The 12,121-nt window shown below is 46.8% G+C and carries 11 protein-coding genes; 10 read left to right on the forward strand and 1 reads right to left on the reverse strand.

The window, feature by feature from the left end; genetic code table 11:
- Nucleotides 1-9: 9 nt before the first annotated feature.
- From speB to BC8716_RS07800, 4 genes are all read left to right on the forward strand, one after another.
- Nucleotides 10-888: an agmatinase gene (gene speB, locus BC8716_RS07785; RefSeq protein WP_094424618.1), complete on the forward strand. Its 879-nt coding sequence runs from the start codon at nt 10-12 to the stop codon at nt 886-888.
- A 115-nt stretch (nt 889-1,003) separates the two neighbouring features.
- The gene (locus BC8716_RS07790) at nt 1,004-1,435 is read left to right on the forward strand and encodes a YwiB family protein (protein ID WP_094424620.1); all 432 of its coding nucleotides are present in this window, start codon (nt 1,004-1,006) and stop codon (nt 1,433-1,435) included.
- A 211-nt stretch (nt 1,436-1,646) separates the two neighbouring features.
- Entirely contained in the window at nt 1,647-3,317 is a 1,671-nt protein-coding gene (gene argS, locus BC8716_RS07795; RefSeq protein ID WP_094424622.1) for an arginine--tRNA ligase, read from the forward strand.
- Between the two features lie 2 nt (nt 3,318-3,319).
- Nucleotides 3,320-3,796, forward strand: a complete 477-nt coding sequence (locus BC8716_RS07800; protein WP_094424624.1) for a DUF456 domain-containing protein — start codon at nt 3,320-3,322, stop codon at nt 3,794-3,796.
- Nucleotides 3,797-3,923: 127 nt separating this feature from the next.
- Here the strand turns inward: BC8716_RS07800 and cls are convergent, their stop codons facing one another.
- Nucleotides 3,924-5,120 carry a cardiolipin synthase gene (cls, locus tag BC8716_RS07805; protein ID WP_157730375.1) on the reverse strand — a complete coding sequence of 399 codons (1,197 nt, stop codon included), beginning with the start codon at nt 5,118-5,120 and terminating at the stop codon, nt 3,924-3,926.
- A 185-nt stretch (nt 5,121-5,305) separates the two neighbouring features.
- Between cls and BC8716_RS07810 the strand changes: the two genes are divergently transcribed.
- The 6 genes from BC8716_RS07810 (at nt 5,306) to rpoE (ending at nt 12,086) form a co-directional block, all read left to right on the forward strand.
- On the forward strand, nt 5,306-7,387 hold the full coding sequence (locus BC8716_RS07810) for a (Fe-S)-binding protein (RefSeq protein WP_094424628.1): 2,082 nt from the start codon (nt 5,306-5,308) through the stop codon (nt 7,385-7,387).
- 83 nt (nt 7,388-7,470) lie between these two features.
- Nucleotides 7,471-8,655, forward strand: coding sequence for an acetyl-CoA C-acetyltransferase (locus BC8716_RS07815; RefSeq protein ID WP_094424630.1), 1,185 nt, complete (start codon nt 7,471-7,473; stop codon nt 8,653-8,655).
- A complete protein-coding gene (locus tag BC8716_RS07820; RefSeq protein ID WP_094429196.1) occupies nt 8,652-9,503 on the forward strand; it encodes a 3-hydroxybutyryl-CoA dehydrogenase in 852 nt (283 codons plus the stop codon). Before BC8716_RS07815 ends, BC8716_RS07820 begins: the two co-directional genes overlap by 4 nt.
- Nucleotides 9,496-10,638: an acyl-CoA dehydrogenase gene (locus BC8716_RS07825; RefSeq protein WP_094424632.1), complete on the forward strand. Its 1,143-nt coding sequence runs from the start codon at nt 9,496-9,498 to the stop codon at nt 10,636-10,638. The genes BC8716_RS07820 and BC8716_RS07825 overlap by 8 nt, the downstream gene beginning before the upstream one ends.
- 69 nt (nt 10,639-10,707) lie before the next feature.
- Nucleotides 10,708-11,334, forward strand: coding sequence for a TetR/AcrR family transcriptional regulator (locus BC8716_RS07830; protein WP_094424634.1), 627 nt, complete (start codon nt 10,708-10,710; stop codon nt 11,332-11,334).
- Nucleotides 11,335-11,579: 245 nt separating this feature from the next.
- The gene (rpoE, locus tag BC8716_RS07835; RefSeq protein ID WP_094429197.1) at nt 11,580-12,086 is read left to right on the forward strand and encodes a DNA-directed RNA polymerase subunit delta; all 507 of its coding nucleotides are present in this window, start codon (nt 11,580-11,582) and stop codon (nt 12,084-12,086) included.
- Nucleotides 12,087-12,121 lie beyond the last annotated feature (35 nt).

Here is a 12,121-nt window from a genome sequence, read left to right on the forward strand (position 1 = left end):
GGCTTTTACATGCGATTTGACGAGGCATACTCAGGCAAAGTGTTTATTATGAGCCGCGCCAGTTATGAAGAGGCAGATGCCGTCATTTACGGCATGCCGATGGACTGGACCGTTTCCTTTCGTCCAGGTTCCCGTTTTGGCCCGGCGCGGATCCGCGAAGCTTCCTTAGGGCTTGAAGAATACAGCCCTTATGCCGACAAGCACTTGGAAGAAGTCAACTATTTTGATGCAGGCGACATTCCTTTGCCATTTGGCAATGCAGCCCGAAGCCTAGACATTGTGGAGGAATACGTTGATTCACTCTTAGCGGACGGCAAGTTCCCGCTAGGCCTGGGCGGCGAACATTTGCTGTCATGGCCGATTTTTAAAGCGATGTACCGGAAATATCCCGACTTAGCGATCATCCATATTGATGCTCATGCTGATTTGCGCGAACAATATGAAGGCGAGGCGCTATCCCATTCTACGCCGATCCGCAAAGCGTGTGAGCTGATTGGAGCTGAGAACGTCTACTCATTTGGCATCCGTTCAGGGATGCGCGAAGAATTTGCTTACGCAAAGGAAGCAGGCATGCATCTTTACAAATTTGACGTGGCAGAGCCGTTAAAAAACGTGCTGCCCCATCTATCAGGGCGGCCCGTTTACATTACGATTGACATTGACGTATTGGATCCGGCACACGCGCCTGGCACAGGGACAGCTGAAGCTGGTGGGATTACGTCAAAAGAGCTGCTTGAAGCGCAAATGCTGCTTTCCCAAGCAGACATTCAAATTGTAGGCGCTGATCTCGTGGAAGTGGCACCAGCTTATGATCCGACTGAGCAAACCGCCATTGCTGCCAGCAAATTTGTACGTGAGATGCTTCTTGGTTGGGTGCATAAAAAGTAAAGAAACAAGAGCTGCAGATTGCAACATGTCCCTAAACCCAGTAAAATAGGAAAAAGAACGCGCTTCGCGGATTTGTGTGTGGCTGGCAGATCATATAGAATGGATGTTTTGATGAATGAAGCGGAAAGTGAAAATCTCTTTTCAAACCACAACATTTATAAAAGGGCAACAGCCGGATGCGTTCTCGTTTGATACGGAAGGCGACCTTTATATAAAAGGGAGTGCCTCGTATTTGCGCTTTAAAGAAACACATGCCCATAAACAGGATGTATTTTCAACGATGAAATGGGACGGCCGCGAGCTCATGCTCATCCGGCAAGGGACGATCATTATGCGGCAAAGTTTTCTTGCAAAAGAAGAAACGTATGGACGGTATGTCACGCCTGAAGCTTCATGGGAAACAAAAGCACGGACAGATACATTGCTTGTGCAGCTGCCGACAGGAGCTAAACAAAAGGGCAGAATTTATGTGCGCTACCAATTCTTTTTGCAAGGCCAGCTAACGGGAGAGCATGAAATCCGATTGGCAATGAAACAAATTGAATAGGTTAGAACAGGATAATACAAGGAATGTGCCAATCATCCTTGTATTTTTTTGCTCTGAAAGGCAGAAGCCCTTGAAGCTCGTTGCCTGATTCGGCTAAACTACGGATAGACGAGTCGGTTTCAGCCATTTACTAATCCATAGCTACAAACGTGGATGGGGAGCACTTGATGGAATGGATACCAATTAGAGACAAATAAGGAGCTTATGAAGAATGAACCATATGGAACGCAAAAAAGAACAGCTGCGCATGGAAGTGCGCCGTGCCGTTTTACAGGCGGAACTTGCTACAGAATCAGAAGTGCCGTCCGTCCTTTTGGAAGTGCCAAAGGACAAAGCGCATGGCGACTTTGCCACGAATATCGCCATGCAGCTTGCGCGGATCGCTAAAAAGGCGCCGCGGGCTATTGCAGAAGAGCTAGTGGCCAACTTTGACCGTGAACAGGCAGGCATTGAAAAAATCGAAATCGCTGGCCCTGGCTTTATTAATTTCTTTTTGGATAATGGCTATTTGCGTGAATTGATCCCGCAAGTGCTAGACGAAAAAGATGATTATGGGCGCAGTGACGTGGGGCAAGGCGAGAAAGTGCTCATTGAATTTGTATCAGCCAATCCAACAGGAGACTTGCATTTAGGCCACGCCCGCGGGGCGGCAGTCGGCGACACAATCGCCAATATTATGGAAAAGGCTGGCTACAAAGTGTCACGGGAGTATTACATTAATGACGCGGGCAACCAAATCGAAAACTTGGCAGCCTCTTTAAACGCCCGCTATTTGCAAGCGCTCGGAGAAGAGAAACCAATGCCAGAAGACGGTTACCACGGCCAAGACATTATCGATATTGCCAAGCAGCTTGTCGACGAAGTTGGCGATCAATATCGCCAAATGGATGAAAAAGAGCGGTTGGCATTTATGCGTGAATACGGCTTGAAAAAAGAGCTTGAAAAAATTAAACAAGACTTAAACGCATACCGCGTTGAATTCGACAAATGGTTTTCTGAGACGTCTTTGTATGAATCAGGGCAAGTCAAGCGGGGCTTGCAAGTCCTTAAAGATAAAAATGAAACTTACGAAAAGGACGGGGCGACTTGGCTACGCTCAACTGCTTACGGCGATGACAAAGACCGGGTGCTTGTGAAACAAGACGGTACGTATACGTATTTAACGCCTGACATTTCGTACCATCTTGATAAATTTGACCGTGGGTATGACCGTTTAATTGATGTGCTAGGTGCCGACCATCACGGATACATTCCAAGAATGCGGGCGGCGATTCAAGCGCTTGGTTATGATCCGGATCGGTTTAACGTACAGATTATCCAAATGGTAAGCCTGTTCCAAGGCGGCGAAAAAGTTAAAATGAGCAAGCGCACGGGCAAAGCGGTGACGTTGCGTGAATTGATGGAAGAGGTTGGCGTTGATGCGACGCGGTATTTCTTTGCGATGCGTAGCCCAGATACTCATCTTGATTTCGATATGGACTTAGCTGTGTCAAAGTCAAATGAAAACCCTGTTTATTACATTCAATACGCACATGCACGGGTATGCAGCATTCTTCGCCAAGGAGAAGAGCTAGGCGTCTCTTATAGTGCAAACACGGATTTGTCGCCGATTGCAAGCGACAAAGAATACGAGTTGCTAAAAGCAATTGGCGAGTTTCCTAGTGCTGTTGCAGAAGCTGCAACAAAGCAAATTCCACAGCGCATCGCCAATTATGCCTATGATTTGGCGCAAGCTCTCCATAGTTTTTATAATGTGACGCGCGTCCTTGATACAGAAAACAAGGACTTGTCTGCTGCGCGTTTGGCATTGATGAAAGCTACGCAAATGACCATTAAAAATGCGCTTGCCCTGCTAGGGGTGGAAGCGCCAGAGAAGATGTAGCCATGGACACATTATGGTGGCTGGTGATTGCCGTTTTTTTCATTGCCAGTTTTGTTGGTTTAATCGTACCAATTATTCCCTCTGTCCTCGTGTTATGGGGCGGTTTTCTCGTCTATTTGTTTGCTTTAGGGGGCAGCTTGAGCGTTGTGTTTTGGGTAGGCATGGCAGTGCTTACTGTGTTCTTGCTTGTCGTCGACTTGCTTGCCAACATGGCGTTTGTCAAGCGGACAGGCGGCTCTAAATGGGGGGAACGGGCAGCGTTGGTCGGCGTTATTGTTGGTGCATTCGTTGTTCCGCCGTTCGGTTTGATCATCGTCCCGTTTGTGCTTGTTCTCATAGCCGAACTTCTGCAACAGCAGCCGTTTGAAAAAGCAGTACGAATCGCATTCGCCTCTTTTCTTGCCTTTATAAGCGGCACGCTTGCTAAAGCGGTTGTCCAAATTGTGATGATTGCCTGGTTTTTGATTGAAGTACTCTAGCAGTGGGCCAAAAGAAAGAGTGGCAACCACCTTATATGGTGGGACGCCACTCTTTTTCGATTATGGTTGGCTCGTTTTAACCTAGCTTCTTGAGATTGTAGGTGTACGTTCACGTCAAAACCTGCGGTCACAGCAACGGCGAAAGGGGGGCTGCGGTAACTTCTTTCACGCGGTCGAGGAGCGGGCGCTTCTGGAGCTGTTCGATCGTAACAGTCATGGAAGCGTGCATATCAGCGTGGAGCACAGCGAGGACTGTTTCAATAAATGTCTGGTCATGGGTTAAGCATGACATTTCATCGTTAAGATGAAAACTGCGTTTATCGATATTCGGCGTCCCCACTAAACATGCAGATTGATCAGCTACTACGGCTTTAACATGGTAAAATCCTCGATAATAATGGTAAACGAGCACGCCTGCCTGCAGGGCTTCAATCACATAAGGAGTAGCCCCGTGTTGAACAAGGGGATGATCTGCTTTTTCAGGGAGGATTAAGGAAACGAGGACGCCTCTTTGCGCCACTTCAATGATGGCATCCATTACGGCCCGTGTCGGGATAAAATAAGGGCTGCCGATGATTAAGCTGTTTTTAGCGCTACGAATAAGCATAAGCAGTGTTTGTTCAAACTCCGTCCCTTGTGTGCTTATAAACTGCAATGGTTGGTTGCCTGCTTGTAAGTCTGGGAAAAACGATTTTCGTTCAATATGTTTGCCAGTCGCCGCTTCAAAGTCAGCTAAAAATTGTGCTTGGATGGCACGGCTGCCTTCCCCCGTTATGCGGACATGGAAATCGCGCCAAAAGCCAAAAAAGGGGTTGCGCCCTAAATATTCATCGCCGACGTTGTAGCCGCCTAAGTAGCTTGTATGACCGTCGATGACAGCAAGCTTGCGGTGGTTGCGACGGTTCCAGGAAAAGAAAAACAACGGGCCGCGCACTTTTGCTGCTATTGCCACATCAACCCCGGCAGCCCGTAATTGCTTTTTTGTCCCACGTTGGAGCTTGCAGCCAAATTGGTCAATGAGTAAGCGTACGTCTACCCCTGTTTCTGCTTTAGCAATCAGTTCATCTACCATCCGTTTTCCGATATAATCATCGCGAAAAATATAAAACTGAATGTGAATGTGTTTATTTGCCTTCCGAATGTCTTCAATCAGCTTATCGATAAAATCTTCACCATTTGTGATCAATTCAATCTTGCTTGCAAGAGGGCCTGTTGAAGTGGCTTGCGATTTTCTTCGTAGTGCTCTGAGGCCCAGTTTGTAATCGAAATAAAGCCAAACGCCAATCACAACCACTAAGGCGAGAACCGTAATGAGGATATTCATAAAGACCTCCTGGCAACAAGTATTGTCTATAGCTTTTCCTGAATTAAGGTGGTCATGCAAAAGAAAAAAATTTCTTCTGACTGAATGCTCATTCATAAAGATTGTGTTATACTACGCTTAAGAATGGGCGGTAAAGTCGTTTTTCGAACAATAGCTTAAATAGAATATACAAAGGAGGGGTCTTTATGGGCGGTATTAGTACGGGATTGCTTGTAGCAAATTGGATATTGTTCATTTTTGTAACCGGTTACGCCGTTTATTTGTTTGCTTCCCTTGTTGTCACGCGTATTCGTTTTATACAGCTTGGCAAAAAAGCAGAGTTTGATAAAACGATGAAGGAACGGCTTAAGGCCGTTTGGATCAATGCATTTGGGCATAAGAAGCTTATGAAAGACAAAAAAAGCGGCATCATCCATTTCATGTTCTTTTATGGTTTTTTGCTCGTGCAAATCGGGGCGATTGATCTGATTTGGAAAGGGTTAAACCCTGGCAGCCATTTGCCTTTTGGCGCGCTTTACCCGTATTTCACTTTGTTTCAGGAAATCATCGTTGCGATGATTTTAGTGGCGGTTGTGTGGGCTTTTTACAGGCGGTACGTGGAAAAGCTCGTCCGCTTAAAACGAGGCTGGAAGGCAGGGCTTGTCCTTATTTTTATCGGCGGCTTAATGGTATCAAAGACGCTGGCAAAAGGGTTTGAAATCGTGTGGCACGGCAAAAGCTTGACAGCGTTTGAGCCCCTTGCTTCGGCAGTAGCGTTTTTGGCAAGCTCGCTTCCTTCTGGCGCGGCTGCTAGTTTATTTTTCGTATGTTGGTGGGCCCATCTGTTGTTTTTATTAAGCTTCCTTGTTTATGTGCCACAATCGAAGCACGCCCATTTAATTGCAGGACCGGCCAATGTCTTTTTAGGGCGCACACACAAAGTCGGGCGCCTTGCAAAAATAGATTTTGAACAGGAAGATGCCGAAGAATTTGGCGTTGGAAAAATTGAAGATTTTAACCAAAAGCAGTTGCTTGATTTGTACGCCTGTGTGGAATGCGGGCGCTGCACCAATATGTGCCCTGCGACAGGCACTGGGAAGATGCTGTCGCCGATGGACTTATTGTTGCGCATGCGTGACCATTTAACCGAAAAAGGGGCGGCGATCACATCAAGGACGCCGTGGATGCCTGCGTATGCTTTTGCCAATACTCGTGCAAATACGCTGGCAACTGAAAGCGCCCAAGAAGCAGCAGCAGGTTACGATGTGCGTCTAATTGGCGATGTCATTACTGAAGAAGAGATTTGGGCGTGCACGACATGCCGGAATTGTGAAGACCAATGTCCAGTCATGAATGAACATGTTGATAAAATCATCGACTTGCGCCGTTATCTTGTGCTAACGGAAGGGAAAATGGACCCTGAAGCACAGCGAGCCATGCAAAACATTGAACGCCAAGGAAATCCGTGGGGCATAAGTCGAAAAGAACGGGAAAACTGGCGTGACGGCCGTGATGATATTGAAGTGCCGACCGTAAAGGAATTAAGCAAAAAAGGAGAGACGTTTGAATATCTGTTCTTTGCTGGTTCAATGGGTGCCTATGACAACCGCAGCCAGAAAATTGCCCAGTCTTTTGCAAAACTTTTAAATGTGGCCGGTGTTTCTTTTGCAATCATTGGCAATAAGGAGAAAAATTCAGGCGATACACCGAGGCGCCTTGGAAACGAATTTTTGTTCCAAGAACTTGCAAGCGCTAACATTGAGCTATTTAAAAAACATGATGTCAAAAAAATCGTAACGATTGATCCTCACGCATACAATACATTCAAGAATGAATACCCAGAATTCGGCTTGGACGGTGTCGAAATTTATCATCATACCGAACTTCTTGCCAAATTGTTGCAGGAAAATAAATTGACGCCGACGAAAGAAGTGAATGAAACCGTTGTCTTTCACGATTCGTGTTATTTAGGTCGTTACAACGATATCTACGATCCGCCACGGGAAATTTTAAAACGAATTCCTGGCGTACGTATTGTTGAAATGGAACGAAACCGTGAGTCAGGCATGTGTTGCGGCGCTGGCGGAGGGATGATGTGGATGGAAGAAGACAAAGGGCAACGTGTAAATGTCGCTCGTACAGAGCAAGCACTTGCTGTTGCACCATCGGTCATTGGCAGCGCCTGCCCATATTGTTTGACAATGCTTAGCGACGGCACAAAGTCCCTTGAAAAAGAAGACCAAGTGCTCACACTTGATGTGGCAGAATTATTGGAGCGGGCTATTTAAGGATAAAAACGAACAAGAGGAGCAAAAGCAAATCTTGTTCAAAAATAAAAATGAGCGAGCGTTCGCTCAGGAGGGTGAGCAACATGAAAACAGCTATTGTCAGTGGAGCGAGGACGCCAATTGGAAAAATGGGAGGCGTGCTCTCGTCATTAAAGGCATCTGAACTTGGCGGCATTGTGTTAGAAGAGGCATTGAAACGGGCGCAAGTGAATGCAGAAACAGTCGATGAAGTCATTATGGGGCAAGTGTTGCAAGCAGGGGCTGGCCAGCTTCCATCGAGGCAAGCAGCACATGCTGCCGGCATTCCATGGCGTGCAAAAACCGAAACGATCAACAAAGTATGTGCTTCTGGCATGAGGGCGGTAACCCTTGGCGACTTGTCTATTCGCGCAGGCGAAGCGAGCACTGTTCTCGCCGGTGGAATGGAGTCGATGTCGAATGCTCCTTATTATATGAAGAAAGCACGCTTTGGGGCACGAATGGGCGATACGACGTTGCTTGATGGAATGATTTATGATGGGCTGACCTGTTCGTTTAACGATGTGCACATGGGCGTGTATGGAAATAGGACGGCAAACGAACTAGGCATTAGCCGCGAGGAACAGGATCGCTGGGCTGCTAAGAGCCAAGAGCGTGCTATTGGAGCTATTGAAAGCGGTATCATTGATGAAGAGATTGTTTCGGTTTCGGTAAAAGGCAGAAAAGGGGAAACCGTTCTCGTTAGTCAAGACGAGGCGCCACGCAAAGGAACGACCGTTGACAGCCTTGCTCAATTAAAGCCGGTTTTTGGGAAAGAGGGAACAATTACGGCAGGCAATGCACCAGGCGTCAATGACGGTGCCTGTGCATTGCTGTTAATGGAAGCTGTTCAAGCAGAGAAACAAGGCAAGCCAGTTTTGGCAACGATTGAAGCCCATCACCGTCTTGCCGTCGAACCATGGGACTTTCCGAAAACACCAGGCCTGGTTATAAGCGAATTATTGGAGAAAACAAAGTTAACTGTTGCTGATATAAGCCGATTCGAGATCAATGAGGCGTTTGCAGCAGTAGCTTTGGCAAGCAACCAAATAGCTGGATTAGATGAAGAGAAAGTCAATGTCAACGGAGGCGCTGTTGCGTATGGGCACCCAATTGGCGCCAGCGGCGCTCGAATCTTGCTAACGCTTGCTTATGAATTGAAGCGCAGCGGTGGTGGTTATGGGATCGCTGCGATTTGCAGCGGCGGCGGCCAAGGCGATGCCGTATTGCTGCATGTGAAAGGGGAATAAGCATGAAAACGATGATGGTCATTGGCGCTGGGCAAATGGGAGCGGGCATTGCCGAAGTGTTTGCTGCAAAAGGGTTTAACGTGCTCCTGCACGACCGGGAGCTTGAGCTGGCTGAAAAAGGGAAAGCTGGCATCGAGCAAAGGCTCGAACGTTTGGTGGCAAAGGGATATACCGAAGAACAAGATGTACAACAGACACTGGCGCGAATCAAACCAATGGCCGATATTGCTGCATGTGCTGATGCCGAGATGGTCATTGAAGCAGCAACTGAAAACATGGAAACGAAAAAACACCTATTTAAAAGTGCAGACGCACATGCCCGAGAGGGGGCGATTCTTGCCAGCAATACTTCTTCATTATCGATCACTGAATTGGCAAGCGTTACGAAAAGGCCTGAGCATGTTATTGGCATGCATTTTATGAATCCGGTGCCGCGCATGAAGCTAGTAGAGATCATCCGCGGTTTGCAAACATCAGACGTCGTCTATCAACAAGTGCTGGAGCTGACAGAGACATTAGAGAAAGTCGCTGTCACGTCGCAAGATTATCCAGGGTTTATTGCAAACCGGATTTTAATGCCAATGATTAACGAAGCGATATACACCCTCTATGAAGGCGTTGCTTCTGCAGAAGACATTGATACCGTGATGAAGCTTGGCATGAACCATCCAATGGGCCCGCTTACACTTGCCGATTTTATTGGCCTTGATACATGTTTGGCGATTATGGAAGTACTCCACCAAGGCTTCGGCGACAGCAAATACCGGCCTTGTCCCTTGTTACGTCAATATGTGCAGGCGGGCTGGCTAGGAAGAAAAACGAAAAGGGGGTTTTTCGTGTATGAATAGCCTTCTGTTCTCGGAAGAGCAGCAAATGATGCAGAAGATGGTACGTGAATTCTCCAATGATGTCATTGCCCCCGCCGTCGAAGAAATGGAAGAATCACAATTGTTTCCACGGGATGTACTCAAGCAAATGGGGGAGCTTGGGCTAATGGGTGTTCCTGTGCCTGAGGAGTTTGGCGGCACGGGGATGGACTTTGTTTCTTATATTATAGCCGTACATGAAGTATCTAAAGTTAGTGCAGCAATTGGCTTAATTATGAGCGTCCATACATCTGTAGGAACGATGCCGATCGTAGCGTACGGGACAGAAACACAAAAAAAGGCATATGTTCCGAAGCTGGCTACAGCAGAAGCGATTGGTGCTTTTTGTTTGACTGAACCAAATGCAGGTAGTGATGCGAGGGCGCTGCAAACACGTGCAGTCAAAAAAGGCGAAGGATATGTGCTTAATGGTTCGAAAGTATTTATTACAAATGGCGGTGAAGCAGACACATACCTTGTCTTTGCTGTCACCGATGCTGACAAGGGGGCTAAAGGCATTTCTTGTTTTATCGTTGAGGCCGGCACTCCAGGCTTAATTGTCGGCAAAAAAGAACGGAAACTCGGCTTGGCAGGTTCGACAACGACTGAAATCATTTTTGAAGATTGCGAAGTTCCACAAACGCAAATGCTTGGCGAAGAGGGGCAAGGGCTAAAAATTGCCTTGAGCAACTTAAATGCAGGGCGAATCGGCATTGCAGCCCAAGCGCTTGGCATCGCTGAGGCGGCCCTTGAGGCGGCTTGCACGTATGCCAATGAACGGAAACAGTTTGGCAAAAAGCTCCTTAACCATCAAGGCTTAGCGTTTAAATTGGCAGATATGGCTACAGAAACAGAGGCGGCAAAACAATTAACCTATGCAGCGGCTCGACTTAAAGAGGCAGGAACCCCATGCGCGAAAGAAGCGTCAATGGCAAAGCTATTTGCTTCGCGGACAGCTATGGATGTAGCGACAAAGGCTGTTCAAGTCTTTGGCGGCTACGGGTATATGAAGGAGTATCCTGTAGAACGTTATTTTCGTGATGCAAAGGCGTGTGAAATTTACGAAGGAACAAGTGAAATCCAGCAAATGGTTATAGCTAGGCAATTCGAAAAGTAGCCTAGTTCTCAGGAAGGGCAGATGGTATGATAGGAGGAAGACGAGTATGCACCGGGGAGTAGGTTAAATATGTCGAAAAAATTTGTGCCATCAATGGTAAAAGACCAGCAGTTAATTAAAAAAAGACGCGAGCAAATTATTAAAGGCGCTGTCCGTCTCTTTATCGCAAAAGGGTTTCACCGGACAACGACAAGGGAAATCGCCAAGGAGTCGGGCTTTAGCATCGGCACGTTGTATGAATACATCGGCACGAAGGAAGATGTTCTTTACCTTGTGTGTGATGCCATTTATGATGAAGTGACAGAACGCGTCCGCACGCAACTTCATACAACTGGAACGGCGCTAGAACGTTTAATTACGGCAATCCGCGCTTATTTTGCCGTCGTTGATGACATGCAAGAAGAAGTGCTTGTGATGTATCAAGAAACAAAGTCGTTGCCAAAAGAAACATTGCCTTACGTACTAAAAAAAGAGCTGGAAATGGTCGAAATCATGACGGAGCTCATAGCTGAATGCGTTAGCGAAGGCGAACTTGCCATTTCCGAAAATGAAAGCCGCCAACTTTCCCATAACATTTTAGTAATGGGGCAGATGTGGACGTTCAGGCGCTGGGCTGTGCAAAAAGGCCAATCGATTGAAGCCTATACAAATCAGCAAATTAAGCAACTTCTCGGCGCTTATCTCGTTAAGCGGTAGCGCACGACGTAAGACGTAAGCGAGTGTTTGTCTACAGGTAAAAGCCGCCATCATAGACGTGGCGGCTTTTACTCGTTCATTCTGTTCTGCTCGATTTGCTCTATTCTTCTCCTATCCATAAGATTGGCGCTAGCATTAACAGGGAAATATGTTTATAATGGGACGTATGATTTTAACTACGAATGGCTTACAATAAAAGTAGCGTGATTAAATTGGGTAAATGTGGAAAGGACGTGTAGACTTTGGTGGATTTGCAATCCTTGACAAAAGAAGAGTTGAACGAAATGTCAATGGTAGAAGCCGCCTTTATTGTAATGGCAAACAAGCGGCAGCCTTTTAACTTTTATGATCTGCTTGAAGAAGTCGCTAAGCTAAAAGGAATGTCAGAAACAGAAATGGATGAGCGGATTTCATTCTTATATACAGATTTAAACCTGGACGGGCGCTTTTTAACGCTTGGCGACAACACGTGGGGTTTGCGCTCTTGGTATCCTCATGAACAAGCGGAAGAGGAAATCACACACTCTGCTAAACCAGCCAAACGTCGCAAATCAGGCGATGACGACGGGGAGGAAGAGTATGACCTTGTCGACGAGCTTGAAGAGGATGAGTTTGAAGACTTGGAAGATGAACTGGACGAGTTGGCTGATGAAGAGGACCAAGATGGCGAACGGGATGACTATGACGATAAAGATGATGCGCTGCCAGGATTTGACGAGGAAGACGGCCAAGCGCTTGATGAGGAAGATTAATAGTAGAACTTGACTTCTTGATCGGTTCTCGGTAA

Source organism: Shouchella clausii (genome assembly GCF_002250115.1).
GTDB lineage: Bacteria > Bacillota > Bacilli > Bacillales > Bacillaceae_D > Shouchella > Shouchella clausii.

Excerpts from the sequence above, each read along its gene's own strand:
- speB (WP_094424618.1), top strand. The coding sequence starts at position 10 with ATGCGATTTGACGAGGCATACTCAGGCAAAGTGTTTATTATGAGCCGC.
- BC8716_RS07790 (WP_094424620.1), top strand. The coding sequence starts at position 1,004 with ATGAAGCGGAAAGTGAAAATCTCTTTTCAAACCACAACATTTATAAAA.
- argS (WP_094424622.1), top strand. The coding sequence starts at position 1,647 with ATGAACCATATGGAACGCAAAAAAGAACAGCTGCGCATGGAAGTGCGC.
- BC8716_RS07800 (WP_094424624.1), top strand. The coding sequence starts at position 3,320 with ATGGACACATTATGGTGGCTGGTGATTGCCGTTTTTTTCATTGCCAGT.
- cls (WP_157730375.1), bottom strand. The coding sequence starts at position 5,120 with ATGAATATCCTCATTACGGTTCTCGCCTTAGTGGTTGTGATTGGCGTT.
- BC8716_RS07810 (WP_094424628.1), top strand. The coding sequence starts at position 5,306 with ATGGGCGGTATTAGTACGGGATTGCTTGTAGCAAATTGGATATTGTTC.
- BC8716_RS07815 (WP_094424630.1), top strand. The coding sequence starts at position 7,471 with ATGAAAACAGCTATTGTCAGTGGAGCGAGGACGCCAATTGGAAAAATG.
- BC8716_RS07825 (WP_094424632.1), top strand. The coding sequence starts at position 9,496 with ATGAATAGCCTTCTGTTCTCGGAAGAGCAGCAAATGATGCAGAAGATG.
- BC8716_RS07830 (WP_094424634.1), top strand. The coding sequence starts at position 10,708 with ATGTCGAAAAAATTTGTGCCATCAATGGTAAAAGACCAGCAGTTAATT.